The 26859-nt window shown below is 68.5% G+C and carries 20 protein-coding genes; 8 read left to right on the top strand and 12 right to left on the bottom strand.

Annotated features, from left to right (window positions below; translation table 11 throughout):
• Positions 1 to 50: 50 nt before the first annotated feature.
• Genes Q9246_RS20150 through Q9246_RS20165 form a run of 4 tightly spaced genes read left to right on the top strand, consistent with a single transcriptional unit; the run spans position 51 to position 8028 of the window.
• Entirely contained in the window at positions 51 to 1265 is a 1215-nt protein-coding gene (locus tag Q9246_RS20150; protein ID WP_306392489.1) for a hypothetical protein, read from the top strand.
• On the top strand, positions 1262 to 3190 hold the full coding sequence (locus Q9246_RS20155) for a phospholipase D-like domain-containing protein (protein WP_306392491.1): 1929 nt from the start codon (positions 1262 to 1264) through the stop codon (positions 3188 to 3190). Before Q9246_RS20150 ends, Q9246_RS20155 begins: the two co-directional genes overlap by 4 nt.
• The gene (locus tag Q9246_RS20160) at positions 3177 to 6884 is read left to right on the top strand and encodes a DEAD/DEAH box helicase (RefSeq protein ID WP_306392493.1); all 3708 of its coding nucleotides are present in this window, start codon (positions 3177 to 3179) and stop codon (positions 6882 to 6884) included. The genes Q9246_RS20155 and Q9246_RS20160 overlap by 14 nt, the downstream gene beginning before the upstream one ends.
• A complete protein-coding gene (locus tag Q9246_RS20165; RefSeq protein WP_306392495.1) occupies positions 6877 to 8028 on the top strand; it encodes a hypothetical protein in 1152 nt (383 codons plus the stop codon). Before Q9246_RS20160 ends, Q9246_RS20165 begins: the two co-directional genes overlap by 8 nt.
• Here the strand turns inward: Q9246_RS20165 and Q9246_RS20170 are convergent.
• The 4 genes from Q9246_RS20170 to Q9246_RS20185 form a co-directional block, all read right to left on the bottom strand.
• Entirely contained in the window at positions 8018 to 10819 is a 2802-nt protein-coding gene (locus Q9246_RS20170; protein WP_306392497.1) for a TonB-dependent receptor, read from the bottom strand. The two genes, Q9246_RS20165 and Q9246_RS20170, sit on opposite strands and share 11 nt — an antisense overlap.
• Before the next feature lie 192 nt (positions 10820 to 11011).
• Positions 11012 to 11920 (bottom strand): MBL fold metallo-hydrolase, encoded by a 909-nt coding sequence (locus tag Q9246_RS20175; protein ID WP_306392499.1) that lies wholly within the window; start codon positions 11918 to 11920, stop codon positions 11012 to 11014.
• A gap of 155 nt (positions 11921 to 12075) precedes the next feature.
• Positions 12076 to 12324, bottom strand: a complete 249-nt coding sequence (locus Q9246_RS20180) for a tautomerase family protein (protein WP_306392501.1) — start codon at positions 12322 to 12324, stop codon at positions 12076 to 12078.
• 1 nt (position 12325) lies between these two features.
• Positions 12326 to 13036, bottom strand: a complete 711-nt coding sequence (locus Q9246_RS20185) for an SDR family NAD(P)-dependent oxidoreductase (protein ID WP_306392503.1) — start codon at positions 13034 to 13036, stop codon at positions 12326 to 12328.
• Between the two features lie 99 nt (positions 13037 to 13135).
• Here Q9246_RS20185 and Q9246_RS20190 point away from each other — a divergent pair, with 99 nt between their 5' ends.
• Positions 13136 to 14023, top strand: a complete 888-nt coding sequence (locus Q9246_RS20190) for a LysR family transcriptional regulator (protein ID WP_306392505.1) — start codon at positions 13136 to 13138, stop codon at positions 14021 to 14023.
• Between the two features lie 82 nt (positions 14024 to 14105).
• Positions 14106 to 14555: an FKBP-type peptidyl-prolyl cis-trans isomerase gene (locus tag Q9246_RS20195; RefSeq protein WP_306392506.1), complete on the top strand. Its 450-nt coding sequence runs from the start codon at positions 14106 to 14108 to the stop codon at positions 14553 to 14555.
• On the opposite strand, the gene lldD is transcribed toward Q9246_RS20195, so the two are convergent.
• The 7 genes from lldD to Q9246_RS20230 all read right to left on the bottom strand — a co-directional run bounded on the left by lldD (position 14552) and on the right by Q9246_RS20230 (position 23000).
• Positions 14552 to 15685, bottom strand: a complete 1134-nt coding sequence (gene lldD / locus Q9246_RS20200; RefSeq protein ID WP_306392507.1) for an FMN-dependent L-lactate dehydrogenase LldD — start codon at positions 15683 to 15685, stop codon at positions 14552 to 14554. The genes Q9246_RS20195 and lldD overlap by 4 nt on opposite strands.
• Before the next feature lie 87 nt (positions 15686 to 15772).
• Entirely contained in the window at positions 15773 to 16384 is a 612-nt protein-coding gene (locus Q9246_RS20205) for a TadE/TadG family type IV pilus assembly protein (RefSeq protein WP_306392509.1), read from the bottom strand.
• Complete coding sequence (locus tag Q9246_RS20210) at positions 16371 to 16829, bottom strand: TadE/TadG family type IV pilus assembly protein (RefSeq protein WP_306392511.1); 459 nt, start codon at positions 16827 to 16829, stop codon at positions 16371 to 16373. The genes Q9246_RS20205 and Q9246_RS20210 overlap by 14 nt, the downstream gene beginning before the upstream one ends.
• Complete coding sequence (locus Q9246_RS20215; protein ID WP_306392512.1) at positions 16826 to 18289, bottom strand: pilus assembly protein TadG-related protein; 1464 nt, start codon at positions 18287 to 18289, stop codon at positions 16826 to 16828. Before Q9246_RS20215 ends, Q9246_RS20210 begins: the two co-directional genes overlap by 4 nt.
• A gap of 171 nt (positions 18290 to 18460) precedes the next feature.
• Positions 18461 to 19117 carry an N-acetylmuramoyl-L-alanine amidase gene (locus tag Q9246_RS20220; protein WP_306392514.1) on the bottom strand — a complete coding sequence of 219 codons (657 nt, stop codon included), beginning with the start codon at positions 19115 to 19117 and terminating at the stop codon, positions 18461 to 18463.
• Between the two features lie 19 nt (positions 19118 to 19136).
• A complete protein-coding gene (locus tag Q9246_RS20225) occupies positions 19137 to 20738 on the bottom strand; it encodes a phytoene desaturase family protein (protein WP_306392516.1) in 1602 nt (533 codons plus the stop codon).
• 60 nt (positions 20739 to 20798) lie between these two features.
• The gene (locus Q9246_RS20230; RefSeq protein ID WP_306392517.1) at positions 20799 to 23000 is read right to left on the bottom strand and encodes an OsmC domain/YcaO domain-containing protein; all 2202 of its coding nucleotides are present in this window, start codon (positions 22998 to 23000) and stop codon (positions 20799 to 20801) included.
• Positions 23001 to 23226: 226 nt separating this feature from the next.
• Here Q9246_RS20230 and Q9246_RS20235 point away from each other — a divergent pair, with 226 nt between their 5' ends.
• Together Q9246_RS20235 and Q9246_RS20240 are read left to right on the top strand one after the other, a co-directional pair.
• Positions 23227 to 24144 (top strand): alpha/beta hydrolase, encoded by a 918-nt coding sequence (locus Q9246_RS20235; protein ID WP_306392519.1) that lies wholly within the window; start codon positions 23227 to 23229, stop codon positions 24142 to 24144.
• 164 nt (positions 24145 to 24308) lie between these two features.
• The gene (locus Q9246_RS20240) at positions 24309 to 25301 is read left to right on the top strand and encodes a tyrosine-type recombinase/integrase (RefSeq protein ID WP_306392521.1); all 993 of its coding nucleotides are present in this window, start codon (positions 24309 to 24311) and stop codon (positions 25299 to 25301) included.
• A 16-nt stretch (positions 25302 to 25317) separates the two neighbouring features.
• Here Q9246_RS20240 and Q9246_RS20245 read toward each other — a convergent pair whose 3' ends face one another.
• Positions 25318 to 26763, bottom strand: a complete 1446-nt coding sequence (locus Q9246_RS20245; protein ID WP_306392523.1) for an NAD-dependent succinate-semialdehyde dehydrogenase — start codon at positions 26761 to 26763, stop codon at positions 25318 to 25320.
• Positions 26764 to 26859 lie beyond the last annotated feature (96 nt).

The following is a 26859-nucleotide window of genomic DNA, read 5'->3' on the forward strand; positions in this document are numbered from 1 at the left end:
AACGGTAGCGCGTCTCATCCTTCCCGTCTTCGTCTCTCTCCCTGTTTCCGATGCTGACCATCTTTTCCGCTTTCGACGAGCGCGCCCGCCCCAAGGGTTCGCGCGACCCGCTGGGCGCCGAAGCCACCTGGAGCCACCTGGGCCGCAAGCTCGTCGGCAACCTGACCACCGTGACCGCCAACCTGGACAATTTCATCGTGGCGCTGCTGTGCTGCGAGTTCGCCAATCTGCCGGCGAAAGACGCCGACGTCCAGGAACGCTACCTGCGCTGCGAGCAGTTGGGCGCCTACCTGCGCCTGGCGGCACGCGACATCAGCAACGGCCTGCTGGGCGTCAGCCGCGCGCGCAGTAATTTTGCTGCGAACAAGATCCGCCTCGGCAAGAGTGAAGACGCCCAATTGCTGGCCGACCAGGCCAGCTACGGCCTGTGGGGCCTGTATTCGACCGCGCTCGACAGCGCCGGCCTGATCGCCGGCGATCGCCGCCGCCCCACCGCCGGCGGCCAGGCCTTGCTCGGCAAGATCGTGGCCAGCCTCGGTGCGCAGAACTGGGCCGCGTTGACCGCGCTGGCCGACGCCGACACTGTCGAAAGAGCCCGGGTCGAGGCGCTGGCGCCAGCCTTCGACGCCATGCTGCGCGACCCGGCCTTGCGCGCGGCAGTGGTCGAGGCGCTGCTGTCGCGCCACAAGGATTGCGTGCTGCAGGGCGAGCTGTACACCTTGACCGGAGCCTATCTGGAGGCCGGCGGCGCGACCGGCGAGGGCATCGGTCCCTTGTGCGCCTACGCGCTCGCCTCCGGCAAGTCCAGTCCCGCGATCCGCCATGTCATGCGCCAGGTGGGCGAGATCGACCCCGTGCTCAGGCGCGCCGACCTGGTCATGTCGTGGCTGCAGTCGCGCGCCGACACGCCGCTGGATGAGCTGGCGGCGCTGCTCGCGCCCTTCCTCGACGGCGTGGCGCCGGGCGCCGCCTGGCGCGACCTGCCGCATCTGCCGCATCGCGACTTTCTGGCGAAATTCGACGACGCCTGCGCCGCCGGCCGGGCCGACGACCTCATCCACACCGTCCTGGCGCAGAACAAGCAGGTGATGGGCCTGCGCGGCGGCGCGGCCTGGGTCGAGTTCGATGCCGCCCGGCGCCTGGTGGTGCGGGTCCGCAACGACCGCTCGACCGACCTGGGGCGCCTCGCCGGCGACGATGGCGGCTGGCACCACAGCTACTTCCTCGCTTCCTTCCTCGCCATCTCCAGCCAGGGGCGCCCATGAAACACATGACCATCAGCGCGGGCTTCCTGCAGGCGATCGACGGCCGCCCGGTCACGCGCGCCTTCTTTTCCACCTACTGCCTGGAACCCGACTTCTTCGAGCTCGACGTGCTGCCCCTGCTGCTGGGCAGCCCGGCCCTGTCGAGCGCCGAGCCGCTGCGCTACCAGCAGTTGCAGGCGCTGATGGGCGCCAGTGCCGGCTGCTTCGGCGTCGCCTACGACGCACCGGTGTTCACCCCGACCCTGGCGTCGCGCCTCGAAGTCGACTACCTGCCGCTGCAGGTCGATGGGGCCTGCCACCACGCCAAGCTGGCGCTGGTCGAAGTGGCCGGCAAGGACGGCCCCGCCCTGATCATCTGCGCCGGCTCGTTCAACCTGACCAGGGCCGGCTGGTGGGAAAACATCGAGGTCGGCCACTGGGTCGAGTTGAGCGCCGCCGACGCGCCATCGAACCTCGTCGCGCCGCTGCGCGCGGCGCTCGGCTGGTATCTGGAACAAGGCCGGTTGCCGGTGCTGGAAGCGCTGCGCGCGCTGCTCGCGCGCTGGACGCCGACGACGCCGCGGCGCGGCTGCGAGTTCTACTTCTCGCGGCCGCACGAGGGCGACTTCACGCAGCGGCTGGCGCCGTTCGCCGACGGGGCGCTGGAAATCGTCAGTCCCTATTTCGCCGAGGACCACGACAACGCGCGCCTGGGCGCCTTCCTGCGCGGCTTCAAGGGCGGCGTGTCGATGCTGCTGCCGCGCGACGCGCGCCAGGCCGCGACCGTCACCGAGGCATTCCACGCCGGCCTGGGCAAGCTGCTGCGCTGGTGCGACTGGCATCCGAAGAGCCGCAAGGCCTTCGGACTGCTGGACGCCGCCAGCAGCGACGAACGCGGCTACCGCAAGCTGCATGCCAAGATCTACGGCGGCAACGACTGGCTGTTCGTCGGCTCGGTCAACTTCAGCCACCAGGCCATGTTTGCCAACGTCGAGGCGGGCTTCCTGCTCAGCGGCCTCGATCGCGGCCCCCTGCTGGGCAAGGACAGCACGGTCGAACGCTTCGCCGATGCGCTGGCGCTGGAAGCGCCGGCGCCGCCAGCCGGGGCGCTGGCTTTTCCACCGGTATTCCTCGCCTACGACTGGCACGCCGGGCGGCTCGGGGCCAGTTGCTGCAAGCACGGCATCCTGGTGCTGCACGGCCGCGAGGGCAAGGAGCTGCTGCGCCTCGCCCTCGCCGGCGAGACGGCCTGGGTCGATGCGCCCGCGCTGCGCGAACAGCTGCGCCACTCGTCGCTGGTCAGGGCGTGCTGGCAGGAAGGCGATGCACAGAGCGCGGCGCGGGACGTGATGGTGACCCAGCGCCAAGTGTACTGCCGTCCCAGCATCCTGCCGCCATTGAGCCTGCAGGACGTGCTGCGCATCCTGCAGGACATGCACCCGGCCAGCCGCGCCGCCGCCTTCGGCAAGCTGATGGCGCGGCTGCAGCACCTGGGCGGAGCGGCCGACGACAGCCTCGAATTCCTGCCGCCGCTGCCGGAAGCCGCGGCGGAAAGCACCTTCTTCGCCGAGTTCTCGCAGGTGAACGGCGCCTTCTGGCACCTGAAAAAACGCCTGCGCGAGCGCCCGGCGGAACTGGCCTATTACCTCGACGGCGACCAGCCGGATTCGCTGCGCGGCATCCTGCGCGCGCTCGACGAAGCGGCGCCGCAAGCGGATTCGACGCCGGTGGTGCGCTACCTGACCCTGCTCGGCATGGACGAACTGCTGGCCGCCAACGCGCGCGGCGACGGCCCGCTGGCCGCCACGGTGAGCGCACGGATCGCGGCCCTGGAGGACAGCCCCGCCTTTGCCGCGATCGGGGACAAGGAAAAATTCCTGGCCTGGATCAAGCGCATCTTCGTCCTTCCCGTCCCATCCAATGCGGACCGTCATGCGCAATCTTGACCCGATCGACCTGTCCACCGCCGAGGCGCTGATCGACTTCGGCGGCAGCGACGCCGTCACCCCCGCCCTCGCCCGCCAGCAGCTGGAAGGCGCGGTGACCCTGCACAATATGCTGGCCCGGCACGGCCACGCCTACCTGGCCGACGAAGTCGGCATGGGCAAGACCTATATCGCCCTCGGCGTGGTGGCCATGATGCGCCGCTTCAAGTCCGACCTGCGCGTGCTGTACCTGCTGCCCAAGAATAATGTGCGCGACAAGTGGCACAAGGATTACCACAGCTTCGTCCAGGCCAACTACCGGCACCACGACGGCATCGTGAAGGGCTTCGGCCATCAACCGGCAGCGCCATATCGCAACTGCGAGTCGCTGGCGGACCTGTTCACGGCGGTCGCCACCGACAGCGTGCGCGACTACTTCATCTGCACCTCGGCCTTCAGCCTTGCGCTGGGCAACAACAAGGAAGACCTGGGCCGGTCGCTCGACGAGTTCGCGCGCAGGCTGCCGCAATACGGGCCGCAGGTGGCGGAGATGCGCAATGCCCTGGCGCGCATGCCCGCCACCTTTGAGTCGATCCGCGATTTCAAGCGCGCGCTCAAGGAGCGCTGGGCCGGGGCGCTGCACGGCATGCTGCCGCGCTTCGACCTGGTGCTGGTCGACGAGGCCCACAACTACCGCCGCGGCGTCGGCAGCTCGGACCGCAATGGCCTGCTGGCGCAGGTGCTGGAAAACCGGCTCGACCGCCTGCTGCTGCTGTCGGCGACGCCGTTCGAACACGAGTTGGGCGAACTGGAGCGCCAACTGGCGCTGTTCGGCAAGCGGCCCGACCTGGCGCTGCCGCGCGACTGGGAGTGGGTCGACGTGCACCGGTTGCTGGCGCCTTTCATGGTGCGCCGCCTGAACAGCCTGACACTGGACGGCAAGCCGCATACCCGCAACCTCTACCGCGACGAGCACCGCAGCGGCGTGAAGGCCGAGGTCACACTCGGCATCGAGCAGCAGCTGTTCGCCGCCGTGTTGCAGAAGAAGGTGGGCGAAGCCGTCAACGACGGCCACCACGGCAAGTTCGAGCTCGGCATGCTGGCCTCGTTCGAGAGCTATCATCCGGGCCAGGACCGGCAGCACGAGCGCTTCGACGGCGACGAAGACGGCGCCGGCGCCGGTGCGCCCGATGCGGCCGACCGCGGCGTCGTCGACTTCATGGTGAGCGATTTCCGCGAGACTTTCAGGCGCTTCCCGCCCCACCCCAAGATGGACCAGGTGGCGCGCCAGGCGCACCACGCCTCGGCGGCAGGCAACAAGAAGACGCTGGTGTTCGTGCGCCGCGTGGCCAGCGTCGGCGAACTCAAGGCAAAAATCGAGGAATCATACAACGCCTGGCTGGCGGACTACCTCGCGCACGACGCCGAGGTGCACGCCCATGTCGCGCGCTACACGGCGCTGACCAGCATGCACGAGCATCACCGGCTCGACGACGGCCAGGAAAACGGCGACCTGGGCACCTTCTTCTCGTGGTTCTACCGGGGCGAGAACGAGGCGCTGACCCTGCGCCCGACGCCGCACAACCTGCGCCAGACGCTGCTGCGCGGCGCCATGTTCGAGATCGACTGGTCGACCCTGCCCGGCATGCCGGCGCCGCAGGCGCTCGACTGGAGCCGGCTGTCCGAGGTGCTGACCCTCCCGGCCAGCCCAGGCGCCGGCCAGTTGGCCGGCCGCGCCCAGCATGCCTACCTGTCCTGCGTCGCCGCCGGCGGCAGTCCTGCCCAGCAACGCGTCGCCAGGCACGTGCTCGCCGTCGTCTTCGAACATGCCTCCCTGGTCCCGGCCGGCGCCAACCCCGCCGCCCATGCCGCCGAACTCGGCAAGCGCGGGATCTGGAGCACGCTGCGCGCCCACGAGGCGCTGGCGCCGCTGGCCCTGCCGTGGAATGAAGACATCTTCGACGCCGTCGCCGACGACCACGACGATGCCGCCGCCGACCGCGCCACGCGCCTGGTGCGCCGCTATCTGGTGCACGCCAACCTGTGCGCGGCCCTGTGCCGCCTGGACCATCCATTCGTCGACCTGTACGCGCTGCGCCACCAGCGCGACGGCGCCAGGGACCTGAGCGCCGACGAACAGATGAGCGCCGCCTTCTGCGACCTGCTGGCGCGCCAGGCCGCCAGCCCAGGTTTCAGCTCGTTCACGGTACTGCGCGACCTGGCGGCCCAGCTCGACATGATCCTCAAGCAGAATTTCGAGGAGATCTACCACAAGAAGGCAGGCGAACTGCCGACCTATATCGCCAACCAGCTGCACCCGCTGTCGCCCGTGGTGGGCGCGACCGGCGACAACCACAAGAGCCGATCGGCGATCGCCAGGAAGTTCCGCATGCCGGGCTATCCGCGGGTGCTGGTATCGACCGACGTGTTCCAGGAAGGAGAGGACCTGCATACCTTCTGCGACCGGGTGGTCCACTACGGTATTTCGGCCAGCCCGATCGCGCTGGAACAGAAGGTCGGCCGGGTCGACCGCATCGCCTCGCTCGCGCACCGCGCGATGGCCGATGCCGGCCAGGGCTATCGCGACCACTTCATCCAGGTCGGTTTCCCCCACATCCGCGAGAGCCTGGAGTTCCTGCAGGTGCGCGCCGCCGCCCACAACCTGAACGCGTTCCACCGTTCGCTGCAGCGGGTCGAGGGCAGCCGGGCGGCGCCCGACAGCCGTATCGACCTCAACGCCGGCCTGCTCGACACCGATGCCATCGAAGCGCCGATCGACACGCTTCTGCACAGCCCGTTCATCATCGGCGCCGACTGGCTGGCCGGCAGGGCCTATCCGGCATTGCGCGAAGAACTGGACCGACTCGATGCGCGCCGCCGTCATTGCCGCGCGCTGGTCGGCGCGACGCTGGGCCGCATGGCCGGCGCCGAGCCGGCCCCGGTCCAGGCCGCAGGCGCCATCGGCTGGACGCTGGAAGACGGCATCACGGTGGTCTTGCGCGGGGCGCAAGGCAACGGCCAGTTGATCCTGGGCGCCAGCCGGCCGGCCACGCGGGCCTTCGACCACGCGGCCCACACTGGCCACGGGTTGCTGGCCGCCCTGGCGGAACTGCAACGCAACCCCGCGGCGCGCCTGCAACTGGCCGACGACGCGATGATCGCCAATGCCGAGATCTATGCCGGCGGCGCCGGCATCCTGCACGCCAGCGAGGTGATCGACCTGCATGCGCGGCTGGCGTTGGCCGATGGCCTCGGCGGCGACGCCGACCCGGCGCTGCCGGCCAGGGTGAGGGCCCTGGTGGCGGGCCTGTGCGGCAATCATGGCGCTTACAACGTCCAGCAGGACGCGACTGGCCGCGCGCTCGACTACCGGTTCGCCCTCGAGCCGCGCGGCCAGCGGGTCGAGTGGACGCTGTGCGGCGGCTATGTGCTGGTGCGGGCCCAGGTGCTGGCGCCGCAAGCGGCGCTTGAGCTGGCGCACCATCCCGCCCAGCTGCTGGGCTTCACCCTCGGCCGCAACCGCCGCTTCGACGTGGTCGACTTTCATATCGATGACGGGTTGGGCCTGTCGGTGCGGGCCCTGCATCCACTGGCGCACCTCGATCACGAGGAACTCGACTTCATCTGCCACCAGGTCGCCAGCAATGCCCTGCGCCTGCGCCAGGTGCTTGCCAACCCGGCCAACGACAACGAACACTACGACCACGATGTCTAAGAAAGAGACGATGCACGATTACTGGTTCCTGCCGCTGGAAAACTGCAGCACGCTCGCCGAGATCGGCGCGCTCTGGCACGACCTGCTCGAAGAACGCCAGATGGCGCCCCAGAACCCGGTCCCGCACTACCAGGACGCGATCCTGCAGTTCGCTGCCTTGTGCGCCCTGCCACCACAGCTCAAGCTCGGCGCCCTGCTGGCCTATGGTTCCGCCTTCGATGTCGACCTGCGCCTGCCCCTCGGCCTGCTGCATGAGGCGGTGCTGGAAGCCGACCGGCCCTGGCCGGATGCTGTGGCCGCCTCGGTATCGGACAACGGCGCCATGCTGGCGCTGCCGGGAACCGATCCCTGGCTGGGCGCCTTCATCGCCGGACGCATGGCCGGGCTGCGCGAAACGGCCGTGCACGATGGCGTGCGCCCCGACGACTGGACGGCCAGGTTCTGGGACCTGTTCCTCGAGATGGCCTGCCGCCATGGCGATATCGGGGCGCTGCGCCTGGCGCTCGGCCACGGCGCCGATCCACTGGTGCTGGACGGCGCCGCCATCGCCGCGGCAGTGGCCGACCTGGAACTGCTGGCCTGCCTGCTTGAGCGCGACGACGAACGCCGGCCTGCGATTCTCGCCCTCGCATGGCGCGCGGCGGCAGCGGCCGACAAGGTCGACGCCTTCGCCTGGCTGGCGGCGCGTGGCGTTCAGGCGACCAGGAAAGGTGCGCCGGCACTCGCCGCGGCGGCGCGCCACCTCGCCCTCGACGCCTATGACTGGCTGGTCGCGCACGGCGCCGACCCGCGCGCTGGCGGCCTGCTCCCCGCCGCCGCCGGCTCGCTGGACGCGACGATGGTGGAGCGAGTACTGGCGGACGGCGCCGGCGACCCTGCCGATGCCGTCCCGGCCTTCCTGGCGGCGTTCGACAGCGAACCGTGGGAACTGTATGCGGGCGAGCCGCGCTTCTTCGACCTTCGCGTCGACATGCTGGCTTTGCTGTTACACCATGGCGTACAGCCGGCCGCCGATGAACTGGCCGCCGTCCTGCGCAAGGCGCCAGGCCGCCGCCAGGTGGTGCAAGCGCTGTTGCAGCGCCCGGACCTCGCGGCGCCGGCGGCCGCCCTGCTCGCGGCAGGACTCCAGGCGCCTACATCCTGAAGCGCAGGCTCAGGCCGTAGGTCGTGGGGTTGTAGCGGATATCGCGCGGCATGTAGGGGCCCAGCGTGCTCTCGAATTTCGCCTTGGTGAGATTGATGGCGTCGAACTGCAGGGATGCGTTGTCGTTGATCTCGTAGCCGATGGAGAGGTCGACGAAGGTCGCGGCCTTGACCACGCGGTCCTGGTTGAACGGCGCCTCGGCAATCTGCTCGACGTAGTCGCCGCGGCGGGTGGCGGCGAGGCGGCCGGTGATGCCGTGGCCCTCGTAGAGCAGCGCGACGTTGTAGCTCTTCTTGGCCACACCCGTGAGCGGCGTGGTGGTGAACGTATCGCTGTCGAAGGCGGTGCGGCTCTGGTTCTCGCCGTCGATCCAGGTGTAGTTGGCCTGGGCGCCGAAGTTGCTCCACGGGCCGGGCAGGAAGTCGAAGAACTTCTGGACGCCGAATTCGGCCCCGCGCAGGCGGCCCTTGCCCGAGTTCTGCGGACGGGTCACGCGGTAGACCTGGCCGTCGATGACTTCATCCTGCGTGAAGCTTTGCTGGTAGCCGTCGATATCGCGGTGGAACAGCGCGACCTGGGCAAAACCGTTCTTCTGGAAGTAATACTCGAGCGTGGCGTCGAGATTGGTCGAGCGGGTCGGCTCCAGGTAGGGATTGCCGGCGCCGCCGCTGCCCGGCACGTTGACCGTCGACGGCACCAGCGACAGCGCCGGGTTCAGCGTGCCGAAATTGGGCCGCGTGATGGTCTTGCCGACCGACAGGTGCGACTGCAGGTTCTCGGTCCAGCCGACAACGGCCGAGGCGCTCGGCAGGTAGTTGGTCTCGGAAGTCGACAGGTCGAGATCCGAGACCGCGTCGCCGATGCGGGCCTGGCCGCGCAGGTCGCGCTCAACGCGGATGACGCGCGCGCCGATCTCGCCATCGACGGTGACCCCACCCGCGTCAAGGCCCCAGCGCGTGCCCAGGTACAGCGTCGCATTGCGCTCGCGCTGGTCGAACGCGCGGCCCGGGTCGTTCGGCACGCGGCCGCTGCCGACACCGTAGGCGTTGCGCACCGCGTCGGCATTGTCGATCAGGAAGTCGGACGACGGCCCGTACCAGGCGCCGCCCAGGCGGTCCAGGCCCGGCACCAGGCTCTGGAACGAGGCGCCCAAGGCGCCGATCGGGCTCGGACGCTCGCCGCTGAAATCGGCATGGCCTTCGGCGCCGTGATAGCTGGCCTTGCGCGAGGACACGCGCACGCCTGCGGTCAGGGCGTTGAAGAAGCCGCCGCCCGTCAGGCGATAGGTGGTATCAAGGCGCCATTGCAGCTGGCTGCCGGCCTGCTCGTTCCAGTTCTGCACCAGGCCGCGCAGCACGAAATTGTCCGGGTCCTGCAGCGCATTGGCGCTGCCAGGTGTGGTGATGGCGTTGAAGCCGCCGTGGCCGTCGGCGCCATACGAGTACAGGCTGGCCGATGCGCCAGGCACCTGCTGGTCGACGATCACGGTGTCGTTGACGAATTTGGAGCGGGTATAGCCGAACTGGGATTCGACGCTCAATGGACCGTCGTTGTACTTCAGGCCCAGGTTCAGGTAGTGCGTGGTGGTGCGTTCGTTCTGGCCCCAGGTGCTGGTCGCGGTGTAGGGATCCCAGTCGTAGGCGTTGCCGAACTGCGCGCCCGGCGCGCTCGCCGCCAGGATCGGGCAGATCGCGCCCTGCGGCGTATTGCAGGCGGCGCCTTGCGGCGCCAGCACCACATTGCCAAGGCGCGGCGTCCAGGTGGCGTTGCTCATCACGTAGTTGACGCCGGTGCGGCCCTGGTAGCCCATGCCGAGGTATTGCGCGGTGGCGGTCAGGCGCGGATTGACCTTCCACTGGAAGGCGCCATGCACGCTCTGGCGCTCGCGCTGGCCGGCATTGTAGATGCCGCCGATGTTCGGCAACTGGCCCAGCACGTCGCCCGGCGCGGCCGGGGCATAGGGGCCGGTGTTGCCGAGCCGGGTCGCGCTGCCGTCGGGGCTCACCGAGAATACATTATCGGGACGGTCGACGTATTGCACCGGGAAGGCCCAGTTGTCGCGATTGACGGAGACGTCGAACAGGGCGCCCATCTCGCCGAAGTCGGTGTTCCAGCGATTGCTGACCAGGAAGCCGCCGCCCGGGCTGTGCTTGTCCGAGGTATTGCTGCTGCCGCCCGTCTGGTTGACGCGGTCCTCGACGTAGCCGGTGGCGGTGAAGCCCTCGTTGTCGAACGGCGCGCGCAGGCGGATGTTGACGGCGCCGGCGATGCCGCCCTCGAACTGGTTGGCGGTGGCCGATTTATACACTTCCATGCCGGCGATCGACTGCACCGGCAAGTCCTGGTAGGACAGGCGGCGGCCGGCGGCGGTGAAGATCTCGTTGCCGTCGAGCGTGGTGGCGACGTCGGGCAGGCCGCGGATGATGACGGTGCTGGTCTCGCCGCGGTCGCGCCCCACCTGGACCCCGGCCACGCGCTGCAGCGCATCGCCCGCCTGGCGGTCGGGGAACTTGCCGATATCGTCGGCGTTGATGGCGTCGACCACCTGCGCGGCGTCGCGCTTGATGTCCTCGGCCGAGCGCAGGCTCTGGCGCAGGCCGGTGACCTGGACCACATTCGCGGGTGCGGGTGCGGGTGCCGGTGCTGCCGATGCTGCCGGCGCAGGCGCCGGCTGCTCGGCGCCGGCATTGGTGACCTCGGATTCGGTGGCGGTTTGCGCCATGGCTGGCATGCCGTAGGCGGCCAGCAGCATCACGGCGGCGCAGATCGGCTTGACTTTCAAACGGGTCATTCTTTCTCCAGTTGCGTATAAGTTTCTAGGCGCATAACGCTTCCGGATGTCATGTCGTTGACATAAATACACAAAATATTTAAACCATTCAGAACCCAGGAAAAAACAGATGCGATCAATACAGAAAAAAAGCCCGCCGAAGCGAGCTTTTAAATGGATGATGAAGACGACCTTGTGTCTTCGTCGCGGGACTCAGTGATCCCAGAACACCGGCACCCAGCGGAAGTTGTCGCCATCGAGCGCCACCCGGCCCACCGAAGGAAAAGGCAGGTGGGTGGCGACCAGCAGCGCGCCATTGTCCGCCAGTTCGCGGAACAGCTTGACGCGCACCCGGGTCGCTTCCTCGGGATCGTGCTCGAAGCCGTTATGCCAGTCGGGATGCTCGAAACCGACCGGGAACATGGCGTCGCCGGCGAACATCAGGCGCTGGCCGTTCGATTCGACGTCGACCACGCAGTGGCCCGGCGTATGGCCGCCGGTACGGCGCGCGACCACGCCCGGCGCCACTTCGTGGCGTTCCTCGAAGACGTGCAGGCGGTCGCGGTACTTGTCCATGAACTGGTTGGCGGTGGAACGCAGCACGTCCGGCACCGGCGCCGGCATGTCGGTATGCGTGAAGTCGGGCGTGGCCCAGAATGCGACTTCGGCGGCGCACACGTGGATGCGCAGGTCGGGGCGCAGGCGCTCCTTCAGTCCATCGACCAGCAGGCCGCCGATATGGTCCATGTGCATATGGGTGATGACGATATCGGTGACGGATCCCAGGTCGATGCCGGCCGACTCCAGCCGGTGCGGCGTCTGGCCGGCGCGCGGGAAGCCGAGGAATTGCGAACCCAGGCCGGTATCGACCAGCACCACCTGGTCGCCGCTCGTGGCCACCAGCACGTTGAGCGGCCAGTCGAAGAAGTCCGGCGGCAGGAACATATGGTCGAGCCAGACTCCCAGCGCGGCCGGCTCGGCGTTGGTGGCCATGGTGACGGCCGGCAATGGCAGCACGCCGTCGCTGACCACCAGCACGTCGATCTCGCCGATCTGCAGTGCGTAGCGCGAAGGGACCAGCTCTTCGGCGCCGGGACGGGTCGTTTTGTCTCTTGCATTCATGGTGACATCTCCTTGATGGTAGCCCCCTGGATGGGCGAGGCCAGTCGGGCGACTGGCAGCGTGATGTCATCCTAAGCAGCCCGCGGGCCGCCCGCTAGGCCCGCGGGCGGGCTCACGGTGTTGACTGAAACGCACCAAAGCCGGCGCCGGCCCGGCTAGGTCTTGCCGGCGGCACGGGCCCCGGCCCTCCCGGCCCGATATTCGGCGGTAGTCACTCCGCCGACGCCCCAGTTGTCCATCTCGACCTCGTCGATCACGACGAAGGTCGTGGCCGGCGCCTTGCCCATCACTTCGTACAGCAGGTCGCTGACGCCCTTGATGAGCGCGCGCTTCTGTTCCAGCGTGGTGGCGCTAGCGCCCGGCGCGGTGCCCTCCCGGGTCACCTTGATGTTCACGTAGGGCATGTCAGGCTCCCGCGACCTGGCCGCCGTCGACGTGCAGGATCTCGCCGGTGACGAAGCCCGCATCCTCGAGGTAGAGCACGGCCTGCGCCACGTCGTCCACTTCGCCCAGCCGCTTCATCGGGTGGAAGGCGGCCAGCGCCGCATGCGATTCGGGCGCGTGCATCGGGGTCTTGATGATCCCGGGCGAGACCGCGTTGACGCGGATATTGCGCGTCGCGTACTCGATCGCGAGACTGCGCGTGGCCGCGGCCAGGCCACCCTTGCTCAGCGAGGCCAGCACCGACGGCACCTGCGAATTGGCGTGGTCGACGAGGGTGGTGGTGATCTGCACGATGTGGCCGCCGCCCTGCTCCAGCATCGCCGGAATGACCTGCCGGGTCATGTGATAGAAGCCGGCCACGTTGGTGGCCAGCACCTCGTCGTACTGCTGCTGGATGTAGTCCGTGAATGCGCTGGCGACGAAGATGCCTGCGTTGTTGACCAGGGTGTCGATCCGGCCAAAGCGCGTGAGCGCCAGGTCGACCACCTTGCGCGCGGTGGCCGGGTCGCCGATATCGCCGGCCACCGTGAGGTAGTCGGGGTCGTTCGAGGTCTGGATCGAGCGCGAGGTGCCGACCACGCGGTAGCCGCGCTCCCGGAATGCGCGGGCGATGCCCGCGCCCAGGCCCTGCGAGGCGCCGGTGACGATCGCGACTTTGTGATGATGGCTCATGGTAGTTCCCTTTCTCGGAATAGCCCGGGATCGTTTGCCCCGGCGCCAGGACCAAGATAGTCCCCGGCCGCCTGTTCGAAAATCCGCTATTCTTGATCAATGACTGAGAAAAAACGCACAGAGCCCGACTGGCAGGACATCCGCGTGTTCCTGGCGCTGGGACGCTACGGGAGCCTGTCGGCCGCCGCCCGCGCGCTGTCGACCAACCACTCGACGATCTCGCGCCGGCTGCATTCGCTCGAAGCCACGCTCGGCGAAAAGCTGGTGGAGCGCCGCCCCGGGGGCTACGTGCTGACCGCCGCCGGTACGCACGCGCTGGCCGCCGCCGACGCGATGGAATCGGCCGTGCATACCCTGGGACGCGGCCGGGCCGATGGCGCCCCGCGCGGCCTGGTGCGGGTGAATGCGCCGCCGGCCCTGTCCCAGGGCTTCCTGGTCGCCAGGCTGGCCCGGCTGCCGCTGCAACATCCCGGCATCGACATCGACCTGGCCACCGACCTGCGATCGGTGAGCCTGGAGCGCCACGTGACCGATATCGCGATCCGGCTCGGGCGTCCGCAGGACGGCGACGTCCTCGCCCGGCCGCTGGGCCGGATGGGCTATGGTTTCTATGGCGTGCCGGCCCTGTGCGAACGCATCGAGCACGGCGAACAACCCGTGCTGGTCGGCTTCGACGAGGCCAACGCCTACCTGCCGGAAGCGGCCTGGCTGGCGCGCCACTTCCCGCGCGTGCGCACGGCGTTCCGGGCCAACAACCACGTGGCCCAGGCCACGGCGGCCGGCGCCGGCGTGGGCATCGCGCTGCTGCCCCACTACATCGGGCGCACCGCAACCGGGCTGCGCCCGTGCGCGCTGGACCTGGCGCCGCCGCCGCGCGAGATCTGGCTGCTGACCCGCCGGCAGGACCGCAAGGACCTCCCGATGCTTACCGTCGTCGACTACCTGGCCGAGACATTCGACGAGGCGCGGGCCCTGTTCGACGAGTGAACCGGCGCGCGGTGTTGGCTTCTTGCGCGGCGCAAGGTATGCTGCCGGGATTCCATTCCGCTAACCATCAAGAAAGAACACGATGAAACACCTGCTGACTTCCTGCGTCCTCGGCCTTGGATTGACGCTGGCCCTGGCCGGCTGCGACCGCAACCAGGCGCCTGCGGCCGCTTCGTCCGCTGCAGCCCCCGCCGTCGCCTTCCAGAAAATCGACACCATCCAGGGTAGCGGCCAGGAAGCCACGGCCGGCGCCACCGCCGTGGTCAACTACACCGGCTGGCTGTATGCGCCCGACACCGAGTCGCTGCGCGGCGCGCAGTTCGATTCCTCGGCCGGCCGCTCGCCGTTCAGCTTCCAGCTGGGCGCCGGCCAGGTGATCAAGGGCTGGGACGAAGGCGTGCAGGGCATGAAGGTCGGCGGCAAGCGCACCCTGATCCTGCCGCCCGAGATGGGTTATGGCGCCGGCGGTGCGGGTCCGATTCCGCCTAACGCCAGCCTGATCTTCGACGTCGAGCTGCTCGAAGTACGCTAAGCCGCGAGCTGCTGCGGCCCGATCTCGGCTACCTTGCGCACGCCGGTCAGGACCATCGTCGTGCGCAAGTCCTTCTCCATGATCTGCAGCAGCCGTTCCACGCCGGCCTGGCCCCCGGTCGCCAGCGCATACACGAAGGCGCGGCCAATCAGGACGCTGTCGGCGCCCAGCGCCAGCATGCGGAACACGTCGGTGCCGGTGCGCACGCCGCCATCGGCGAAGATCGTCAACCTGTCCTTCACCGCCGCGGCGATCGCCGGCAGCGCCTGAGCGCTCGACGGCGCGCCATCGAGCTGGCGCCCGCCATGGTTCGACACCACGATGCCGTCGGCGCCGAAGGCCAGCGCATCGCGCGCGTCGTCGGGATCGAGGATGCCCTTGATCACCAGCTTGCCCTTCCACTCGTCGCGGATCCACTGCAGGTCGGGCCAAGCGATGCCCGGATCGAAATTCGCGCCCAGCCAGCCGATGTAGTCGGCCAGGCCGGTAGCGCTGCCGCGGTAGGCCGAGATATTCCCCAGGTCGTGCGGACGCCCGTGCAGGCCGACATCCCAGGCCCAGCGCGGATGCAGCATGGCCTGCAGCACGCGCCGCAGCGGTCCGTTCGGCCCGCTCATGCCGCTGTGGGCGTCGCGATAGCGCGCGCCCGGCACCGGCATGTCCACCGTGAACACGAGCGTGGTCGAGCCCAGCTCCCAGGCGCGGCGCATCACGTCGCGCATGAAACCGCGGTCCTTCAATACGTACAGCTGGAACCAGATCGGGTGCGACGCCTGGGCCGCCACCTCGGCCAGCGGGCACACCGACACGGTCGACTGGATGAAGGGGATGTTGCGCCGACAGGCCGCGCGCACTGCCTGCACTTCGCCGCGCCGGGCATACATGCCGGTCAGGCCGACCGGCGCCAGCGCGATCGGCAGGTCGTAGCGCTCGCCGAACAGTTCCACGCCCAGGTCGAGCTGCTCCGAGCCGCGCAGCACACGCTGGCGCAAGCCCACCAACTGCAGGTCGCCGACGTTGGCGCGCAGGGTCTGCTCGGCGCCGGCGCCGCCATCGAGGTAGTGGAACAGGAAAGGCGGCAGCCGGCGGCGCGCGGCTTCGCGGAAATCGAGGGCGGACGAGATGATCATGGTCGGGTGGCGCCGGCGCCGAGTGGAGCGATGCGGCAGTCTACGCTGCCGCACGCCGTGCTGTCCATTGCGCCGCGGCCCGCTGGTTCAGGGCGGACAGTCGCCCATGCCCGGCCAGTAGCCAAGCGATTCCACCGGCAGGACGGTGGTGGCGCGCGGCACCGCGACGCTGAAGCCGACCGCGGGTATGACCAGGCGCATGCGCGCCTGCTCGCAACTGGCCTGCTCGAGCGGGTCGCACACGCTGGCGCGCACGAAGCGGATGCAGTTGGCGGCGCGCGGATTGGCCATGCAGACGTGGCGATTACGCAGCGGGCAGGCCGGCAACTGGCCAGCTGGAATCGCCTGCAGCGCATCAAGCCCGCTGCCGGTTCCCGGGTCGGCCAGGAATTCGATGCGCACATGGCGGTCGGTGATCGGCGCCCCCAGCGGCAACGTGCCGGGCGAGTCGCGCAGCACGGCCTGTTCGCGGATCCGCTGCAGGCGGTCCTGGTCGCGGAAGTTCGCGTGGATGGCGGCGTTCGCGGCCCGCCGCGTCACTTCCTGCGCCGTGTTGAACACATAGAACATGCGGGCGAATTCGACGATCCCGAACACCAGCAGCAGGAATATGCCGGCCACCAGGGCGAATTCGACCAGGTGGCCGCCGTGCTGGCGCGCGGCGCGGCGGCAGGCATGTCGGGATTTAGTTGCCGGCATAGCGCATCCTGACGGTGGCCTGGATCAAGAGACCCCGGTCCCCGGTGTACACATCGTAGAAGAAGGTGTCCGCCAGGCGCACCCGGACGTCGACCAGCACGCCCTGTGGCGGACCGTCGCCGCAGGCCAGGCCATCGCACTGGACGCTGACCAGCGGCGTGGACGCCGGCCGCAGGTCGAGCAAGCCCTCGGCCACGATCGCACGCGCCACGCCCTCGGCGCGGGCCGCCAGGTCGGGCGAGTTCATCTCGCGCACCGGCACGGTGGACAGGTAGCGCGCGGCGCCATAGGCGCTCTTGTGGATCGCGCTGTAGTGCCAGTAATAGAAGGCGATGAAGAACGGCGCGATCGTCATGATGACCAGCATCGGCAGCATGATGGCCATCTCGATGGCGGCCACGCCGCACTGGCGCGCCCGCGCCCAGGCCGGTAGTTGGCGCGTCATTCGAAGGTCTCCACCTTGCCGGCCAGGCGCCGCGCCGGCAGCAGGCCGGCGAATTCGGCATGCAGCGTCGTGGCCGTCGCCGGCACCGTCATGAAGAAGCGGCCGACGCCCAGCACGGTGGCCGTCGCGTGAAAGCCGGGAGCGACCGGGCAGGACAGGAGCGGAATGTTCAGCAGCCGCCGCCCGCGCACGGCATGGGGCCGATTGGGCTGCGACGGCAGCGCCACGCTGGCGACTGCCACCGCCATGTAGGGATTCGGGGTCGGATAGTTGACGGCGACCGGCGCCGGCTTGTACAGGCTGCTCCAGTTGGCGGTCGAGAACGTGGGGTAGCCTGCATCGGGCTCGTCGTTCGCGTCCAGCCAGGACGCATAGGGCACTGCCTTCGCAAAAGTCCACAGTGGACCATAGGCCTCGGCGCCCTGCCCGGCCGGCATCTCGGGCAGGTCGGCCATCGTGCGCAGGCGGTCTGTTTCGCCGCTGGCGGGCGGCGCCTGCACCGCCGGCGGCGTCTTCATCCAGCCGACGCCGCCGCCGCTGCCAGCCTGGTAGGCCTTGACGTTGACGTCCGGCGGCGCGCCGCGGACCTCGCAGCGCACGTTGGCCGGTCCGTCGTAGAGGTCGAAGCGCGCATTGAGCTGCTGGTACAGTTCAGAGAGCGGAAATGGCCGGGCGACCCGGATCGTCCCGCCCAGCAAGCCGGGCACCCACATCTGGCCCGAGCACACGAAGGGGCGCACCGAGGCCGGCGAGATATGGGTGGTGGCGCTGTTCGCGCCCGGCCCCAGGTAGGGGTCGACCACGAAGTGCTCGGGCGTGGCGCCGTTGGGGTTCAGCCGCATCAGGTCATAGCTGATGCCGCGCCGGAAGCCATATTCCACCAGCTCGACCGAGTTCCCGCTGCTTCCCGTATTGTTGCGCGGCGCGGCCCGCTGGTCGGACATGGCGCAGATCGCCATCGGCAGCACCGGCACCGAGGTGCGGCCGGCGATCGCGCTATCGGAGACGTCGATCGCGGCGAACGAGGTGGACAGCACCTGCAGCAGCACCGGCTCGAACACGCTGGCCGTCTCGCTCAAGGCAGCGGTATCGACCCGCACGAAGTATTTCCTGGCCGGCGCGCGCCTGGCGCTGGCGGCGTCGACCCAGGTCGCGCCGCGCGGATGGTCGGCAAAGCGAAGCGCCGCATCCGACCAGGTAAAACGGCCCGCGCCATGCTGGTAGCGCCGCAGGCGTATGGCTTCTTCGGCCCGCGCCAGCGCCTGGTCGATGCCCGCCGGGCTGCCGTCGACTTCGCGGGCCGCGGCCAGCGCGGCGATAGTCGCCATCTGGTGCAGCTCGATCTTGCGGTTGTAGATCTGGGACATCTCGACCGCCATGCCGCACACGCCCACCATCAGGACCAGCGCGCCGGCCGACATCAGGGCGACCGATCCGGCTTGCCGACCTGGGGCGCGCACGCGCGGCGCCAACTTCGTCCTTCCAACAATATTTCCCATCATCATGCACCCATATACCGTCTACCTGACGCGAGCGTCGATACGGTTCATGATAGTGATCGAACGCGCGCTCCGATTGCGCTCGACCAAGTGTCATGCGATATGGATTCCGGGCACTGCTCAGTGGCCAACTCAGTGGCCAGACATCGTGCTCCCGGCCTGCCGCAACTGGCGCGCCGTCGGCTCAGGCACAGCCTCGCGCCGCCGCGACGCGCGCAGTGCGCGCAGCGCCGCCGGGCCTGGGCCCTCCATCAGGAACAGGACTTCCGATTCGGTGTAGGCGGGATCCCAGTGGATGTTCTCGGGCACATGGCAGTGGCCATAATGGCCCGATTCCGTGCGCCAGGTGTCCGGGTCGCGGTTGTGGCGGCCCGGATCCCGGCCATCTACTGCGGGCTTGGGCAATCCATTGGGCCAGCGCCGGGCGACGTCATGGGTGGCCTCGATCCAGCGGCACAGCCGCGCGACGTTGTGCAGGGTCGCGCCCTGCTTCGGCAGGTGGGCGAAACCCACCACCTCGATCTGGACCGCGGACAGCAGATTGGTCTCCAGCGGCTGCGCGCGCTCGTTGCGCAGCGCGCGCGCAGCAAAGGCGGTGTCGATATGCTGGTAGATGCCCAGGTGGTCCACCGTGAAATGCGGATCGACCCGCCGCGCGCGGTAGGTATCGAAGGCGCCGCGCGCCGTGCTACCCTCGGTGGTGTGGTGGACGATGCGGAACGGCCCGGCCGTGTAGGGACCGGCGCCGCCGCTGATCGCGACCTGGCTGGCGAAGGGGCAACGGGCCATCGGCGCCTTTCGATGCGGGTCAGGCCGCACCTGGCCGAAAGTCGCGCAGCACTTCGCGCGCCGCGTTATGGCCCGGAGCCCCGGTGACGCCGCCGCCCGGATGGGCGCCCGAGCCGCAGGTGTACAGGCCGGGCACCGGGCCGCGGTAGTCGGCATGGCCGAGCATCGGGCGGGCCGAGAACAGCTGGTCGAGGCCCAGCGCGCCATGGAAGATATCGCCGCCGACCAGGCCGAAGGTACGCTCCAGGTCGAGGGGACTCATGGTCTGGCGCCCCAACACCGCGCGCCGGTAGTTCGGCGCGTAACGGGTGACGGTGTCGATCATCAGCTCGGCCACCGTGTCGCGGTGCAGGTCCCAGCTCGCGCCGTCCGGCAGTTGCGGCGCCACGTGCTGGCAGAACAGGCTGGCCACGTGCTGGCCGGGCGGCGCCAGCGTGTGGTCGAGCGTCGAGGGAATCACGAGTTCGACGATCGGCGCGCGCGACCAGCCGCTATCGCGCGCGTCGTGGTAGGCGCGTTCCATATAGGCCAGGCTCGGCGCGATGACGATGCCGCTGCCGTGGTGCTCGGCCGTCGCCTTGCCCGGCAGGCAGCTGAAGTCGGGCAGCTCGGACAGGGCCACGTTCATGCGGAAGGTGCCGGACCCGCAGCGCCAGGCGCGCATGCGGCGCAGGAAGTCACCCGGCAACGCGCCGGGGTCGACCAGGCGCGTGTACAGCAGGCGCGGGTTCAGGTTCGACACCACCAGCCGGGCGGCGAGCCGCTCGCCCTTGCCGGTCACGACGCCGGCGGCGCGGCCCCGCTCCAGCAGCACTTCGGCCACCGCGCAATCGGTGCGGATCTCCACCCCGAGCGACTGCGCCGCGCGCGCCATGGCCTGGGTGATGGCGCCCATGCCGCCGATCGCATGGCCCCAGGCGCCCTTCCTGCCATTGACCTCGCCGAACACGTGGTGCAGCAGCACATAGGCCGAACCGGGGGTATAGGGGCTGGCGTAGTTGCCCACCACGCTGTCGAAACCGTAGGCGGCCTTGATCGGATCGCTCTCGAACCAGCCGTCCAGGTAGTCGCCGGCCGACTTGGTGAAGAGGTCCAGCAGGTCGCGCTGTGCCGCCAGCGACAACTTGCGCATCCTGTTGCCGAGCTTGCCGGCCTTGAGCAGCTCGGGCAGCGCCGCCAGCCAACCGCCTTCGATCCGGTTGGGCGGCGTCTGCAGCACCAGTTCGCGCAGCAGGTCGGCCGCGACGTCCAGCTGGCGCCCGTACTCATCGAGCCGGGCGGCGTCGCGCGGCGAGAACTTCGCCACCTCATCAAAGGTCTTGCCGGCGCCGAGCTTGAGGTAGCGGCCGTCGTCGAGCGGCAGGAAGTTGGCGAGCGGGCGTTCGACGATGCGCAGGCCGTGCCGCCCCAGCTCCATGTCGCGGATCACCCGCGGGTTGAGCAGCGAGACGGTGTAGGCGGCCACCGAGTTGCGAAAGCCGGGGTGGAATTCTTCGGTGACCGCGGCGCCGCCGACCACCGCGCGCTGTTCGAGCACGGTGACCTTCAGGCCGGCGCGGGCCAGGTACCAGGCGCATACCAGGCCGTTGTGGCCGGCGCCGATGACGATTGCGTCGCGCATCCATCCCTCCCATGGGACACGCGCCGCCGCATGCCCGTAGCCTGGCTACTGCCGCTTCATTCAGCTACCAGCCGCCGCCCTGGCGCGGGCCGCATGCAGCTTGCGGTAGCTGTCGATCAGGCGGTGATGACGATCGAGACCCTCGAGTTTCATGCTGGTCGGCGTCAGGCCGTAAAAGCGCACGCTGCCGTCCACCGAGCCCAGCACCGCATCCATGCGCGCGTCGCCGAACATGCGGCGGAAGTTGGCGACGTAGTCGTCCAGCGCCAGCTCGTCGTCCAGCACGACCTCGAGCACGACGTTCAGGGCCTGGTAGAACAAGCCGCGCTCGACTGTATTATCGTTATATTGCAAGAAGGCGCCAACCAGTTCGTGCGCTTCCTCAAACCGCTGCAGGGCCAGGTTGATCAACAGCCGCAGTTCGAGCACCGTCAGCTGGCCCCAGTCGGTGTTCTCGTCGAACTCGATGCCGATCAGGGTGGCGATGTCGGAATACTCGTCCAGCTCATTGTTTTCCAGGCGCTCGAGCAACGCCTCCAGGCGCTCGTCGTCCAGGCGATGCAGGTTCAGCACATCTTCGCGGAACAGCAGCGATTTATTGGTATTGTCCCAGACCAGGTCTTCGACCGGATAGACTTCGGAGTAGCCGGGCACCAGAATGCGGCAGGCGACGGCGCCCAGTTCGTCGTACACGGCCGTATAGACTTCCTTGCCCATCTCGGCCAGGATGCCGAGCAGGGTCGCGGCTTCGTCGGCGTTCGGGTTTGCGCCTTGGCTCGTGAAATCCCACTCGACGAATTCGACGCTCGGGCGGGCGCTGAAGAAGCGCCACGACACCACGCCGCTCGAATCGATGAAGTGCTCGACGAAGTTATAGGGCTCGGTCACGGCTTCGCTGGCGAAGGTCGGCCGCGGCAAGTCGTTCAGGCCTTCGAAGCTGCGCCCCTGCAGCAGTTCGGTCAGGCTGCGCTCGAGCGCCACCTCGAAGCTCGGGTGCGCGCCGAACGAGGCGAACACGCCGCCGGTGCGCGGATTCATCAGGGTCACGCACATCACCGGATATTGTCCGCCCAGCGAAGCGTCCTTGACCAGCACCGGGAAGCCCTGCTCTTCGAGGCCCTGGATGCCGGCCACGATGGCCGGGTATTTCGCCAGCACTTCCTGCGGCACGTCGGGCAAGACCAGCTCGCCTTCCAGGATCTCGCGCTTGACGGCGCGCTCGAAGATCTCGGACAGGCATTGCACCTGGGCCTCGGCGAACGTGTTACCGGCGCTCATGCCATTGCTGGCATACAGGTTCTCGACCAGGTTGGACGGGAAATACACGGTTTCTCCGTCCGACTGGCGCACGAAGGGCAGCGCCACGATGCCGCGCTCCGCATTGCCCGAATTGGTGTCGACCAGGTGCGAGCCGCGCAGTTCGCCATCGGGATCGTAGACCTCCAGGCAGTAGTCGTCGAGGATCCCGGCCGGCAGCGCATCGCCCGCGCCCGGCTTGAACCAGCGCTCGCTCGGGTAATGCACGAAGGGCGCGTTGGCGATGTCCTCGCCCCAGAAGGCGCCGGCATAGAAGTGGTTGTTGTTCAGGCGCTCGATGTACTCGCCCAGGGCCGAGGCCAGCGCGCTTTCCTTGGTCGCGCCCTTGCCGTTGGTGAAGCACATCGGCGAATGCGCGTCGCGGATGTGCAGCGACCACACATTGGGGACGATATTGCGCCACGAGGCGATCTCGATCTTGATGCCCCAGCTGGCCAGCATGCCCGACATATTGGCGATGGTCTGCTCGAGCGGCAGGTCCTTGCCAGGGATATAGGTTTGCGCCTCGCTCGACGGCTGCAGGGTCAGCAGGGCCTGGGCGTCGGCGTCGAGATTGGCCACCTCTTCGATCACGAAGTCGGGACCTTCCTGCACCACTTTCTTCACGGTGCAGCGCTCGATCGAGCGCAGGATGCCCTGGCGGTCCTTGTCCGAGATATCCGCCGGCAGCTCGACCTGGATCTTGAAGATCTGCTTGTAGCGGTTTTCCGGGTCGACGATATTATTCTGCGACAGGCGAATATGCTCGGTCGGGATATTCCGGGTATTGCAGTACAACTTCACGAAATACGCCGCGCACAGGGCGGACGAAGCCAGGAAGTAATCGAACGGTCCCGGCGCCGAGCCGTCGCCTTTATAGCGGATCGGCTGGTCGGCAATGACGGTGAAATCGTCGAACTTGGCTTCCAGGCGAAGTTTGTCGAGGAAGTTGACTTTAATTTCCATGAGAGAATTCCGGAGTCGGTAGGACAATCAAACGAACAAAATCGAAAGCCCTGCGGGGACAGGGCTTGTGGGGGCACTCGACGGCAAGGGAGTTCCCCTCGGGAGGCTGCGCCGGGCAGGGTCACGGCAAGCCCCGTATTCTAGCATGGCCGCTACTCTGGCCATTCCACGAACCACCACAAGAACGATAAACAGGGACGATATGCAGATCGCACGCAGACGCAACTTGAAACGACTCGGGGCCGCGGTCCTGGCCGCATCCACCCCGGCCTACGCGGCCGACTGGCCAGCCGCGCCGGTCACGCTCCCGCTCTGGCCCGAAGGGGTGCCCGAGCGCCGCACCGGCCTGGAGCCGGAACGCTTCGTCGACGGCCGGATCAGCCGGGTCGCCGATCCCACGCTGACCGTGTATCCGCCCGCGGTCGACCGTGCCAACGGAACCGCCGTCATCATCTGTCCGGGCGGGGGCTACGAGCGGCTGGCCATCGTGCGCGAAGGCGAGCAGCATGCGCGCTGGCTGTCCAGCCTCGGCGTGACCGCCTTCGTCCTCAAGTACCGGATGCGCGAGTCCGGCCATCCGGCGCCGCTGCGCGACGTGCTGCGCGCGCTGCGCCTGGTGCGCGCGCAGGCCGATGCCTACGGCCTGCGGCCCGATCGGATCGGCGTGATGGGCAGCTCGGCCGGCGGCCACCTGGCGGCCAGCGCCGGCACCCTGTTCGACCATCCGCTCGGCCGCACCGGCCACGCGCTCGACGCGGTGAACGCGCGGCCCGACTTCCTGGTGCTGATGTATCCGGTGATCGCGCTCGACGGTCCGGCGGCCCATATGGGGTCGCGCACCGCCCTGCTCGGCGCCTCGCCGAGCGCGGCGGACGTCGAGCTGATGTCGGTAGCGCGCCAGGTCACGGCGCGCACACCGCCGACCCTGCTGATCCATACCCAGGACGACGCTGCGGTGCCGGTCGAGAACAGCATCCTGTTCTACCAGGCGCTCACCCGCGCCGGGGTGCCGGCCGAGATGCACCTGTATGAGCATGGCCCGCATGGGATGGGCATGCGCCCCGGCCTCGGCAATGCATCGAGCTGGCCGCAACGCGCCGAAGAGTGGTTGCGCGTGCGTGGGTTGCTGGACAGCGTGAAATAGCAGACGTCCCGACGACGGCCCTCCTCCCTGTAGACCTGGGATGAGGGTCGCTGTCCGGTGCGTCACCGGCAGTATCCGGAGTTCGGATTTTTTTCATGCACGCTCACGTTGGTTAGTTACTTTTTTGTTAGAATGCAGGTCTCCCAATGCGAGGCCATTCCATCATGCACACCCTGACGTCGTGGGATACCGACCCGGTCCGCTCATTCAAGGAATTCATCGCCACCACCGCCTTCGCCGAAACCGGCCGCCGCCAGCGCGCCGACGGCACGCTGCGGGTGTTGTCGGCGGAGTCTATGAAAATCTACCTGTTCATGTTCAATAACGTGACGAGCTGGTTCCAGGAACAGGGCATCGCCTTCTCCAAGGTCAGCCAGGCCGACCTGAAGCGCTTCATCGACCGTACCGTGAAGGGCAAGCGCGTCCTGAACAGCAAGATCGCCTACCGCTACCTGCGCCTGCTCGAGCGCTGCTACGAGCACCTGGGCGTGACGCCGAATCCGGCGCAGCTGGCGATCCTCGGCATCGATCGCGCCCACATGACGAAAGACGATGCCGGGCGCACCCTGTCGGAAGACCAGTTGCAGCGCTTCTTCGCAGCGCTGCCGGCCGAGGCGCCACGACGCCGCCGCAACACCCCGTTCGATGGCTGGAAGCGGCGGCGCGACCGGGCGATGCAGGTCGTGATCGCCCTGGCCGGCCTGCGGGTATCAGAAGCGGTCGGCCTGCTGGTGACCGAAGTCGGCCGCCAGGCCGCCATCGACGGCTCGATCCTGTTGAGCATCACCCCCGACGAGAAGCACGACACCAGCCATGAACACGAGATTGCCCTCCCCCGCGAAGGCGCGGACGAGCTGCTGGCCTGGCTGCAGGAACGCGAGACGATGGCGATTCCGGGCCAGTTCGTGTTCCCGGCCAACCTGACTGGCGCCCGGATGACCCGCAAGACCGTCTATATGCAGATGCGGGCGACGTTCGAACGCGCCGGCATGGACCTGTCGCGCTCGGGCGGGCGCACCTTGCGCAATACCTTCGCGCGGCGCCAGCTCGACGACGGCGCGAGCCCCGACGAACTGAAGGACGTGCTCGGGCTGGCGCTCGAGCGTTCCGCCGCCGATTACAAGCTCACCCGCGTCAAGCCCGATCCGGAATCCTGACGCGGGCGGGACGGAATCACACGCCGACCATCGAAACGGCCTTGGTGTTCAGATACGATTCCAGCGCCTCCGGCCCGCCTTCGGAACCGTAGCCCGAATCCTTGATGCCGCCGAACGGCAGTTCGGCGCTCGGCGTGGCCGGCTGGTTAATCCACAGCATGCCGACTTCGACCCGGTTCATCAACAGCTGGGCATTCTTGATCGAGCTGGTGAAAGCATAACCGGCCAGGCCGAACGGCAGGCGGTTCGCCTCGGCGATCGCGTCCTCGAGGCTGTCGAAGCCGCGGATTGCGGCCACCGGCCCGAACGGCTCGTCGTTGAACACGCTGGCCTCCAGTGACACGTCGGCCAGGACGGTCGGCGCGAAGAAGTTGCCGGCATCGCCCACGCGCTCACCGCCGGTGGCGATCACGGCGCCCTTGGCGCGCGCGTCGTCCACCAGCTGCGCCATCGCCGTCAGGCGGCGCGGATTGGCCAGCGGCCCCAGCGTCGTGCCGTCCTGCAGGCCGTCGCCCAGTTTGAGGCTTTCGGCATGCTTGACCAGCGCGCGCGTGAATTCGTCCTTGACCGCGTTGTGCACCAGGAAGCGGGTCGGCGAAATGCACACCTGGCCGGCATTGCGGAACTTGGCGCCGCCGGCGGCCTTGACCGCCAGCGCCACGTCGGCGTCGGCCGCCACGATCACCGGCGCATGGCCGCCCAGCTCCATCGTCACGCGCTTCATGTGGGCGCCGGCCAGGGCCGCGAGCTGCTTGCCGACCGGGGTCGAGCCGGTGAAGGTGACCTTGCGGATGACCGGATGCGGGATCAGGTAGCCGGAAATCTCGGCCGGATCGCCGAAAACCAGGCCCACCACGCCCGGCGGCACGCCGGCGTCGACGAAGCACTGGAACAGCGCCGCCGGCGAGGCCGGGGTTTCTTCCGGCGCCTTGCACAGGAAGGAGCAGCCGGTGGCCAGCGCCGCGGCCAGCTTGCGCACCACCTGGTTGATCGGGAAGTTCCAGGGCGTGAAAGCGGCGACCGGGCCGACCGGCTCCTTCAGCACCAGTTGCTGGGCCGCCGGGTTACGCGACGGGACGATGCGGCCATACACGCGCATGCCCTCGGCGGCGAACCAGTCGATGATCTCGGCGCCGGCCATGGCTTCCATCTTCGCCTCGGCCAACGGCTTGCCCTGCTCTTGCGTCAGCAGGCGCGCGATGTCGCCGGCGCGCTCGCGCAGCAGGTTGGCGGCGCGGCGCATGGTGGCGGCGCGCTCGGCGGCCGGCACCACACGCCAGGCCTCGAAGCCTTTCTGGGCCGCGGCCAGCGCGCGGTCGAGGTCGGCGATGGCGGCATGGGCCACGGTGCCGATCGGCTGGCCGGTGGCCGGATTGACCACCGGGATAGTCTTGCCGCCGCTGGCGTCGACCCATTCGTTGGCGATCAGGAGGCGGATGTCGGGATAGCTGGAAGTCGTCATGGGCAAAGGTGGGTGCGTTGGGTAAAAGCCAATGATAACGCCTTTCAGGCAGCCCGGCTGGCCACCGCTGCACGAACGACGGCGATGGCGCTCGAC

It is taken from the genome of Telluria beijingensis, assembly GCF_030770395.1.
Classification (GTDB): Bacteria; Pseudomonadota; Gammaproteobacteria; order Burkholderiales; family Burkholderiaceae_D; genus Telluria; species Telluria beijingensis.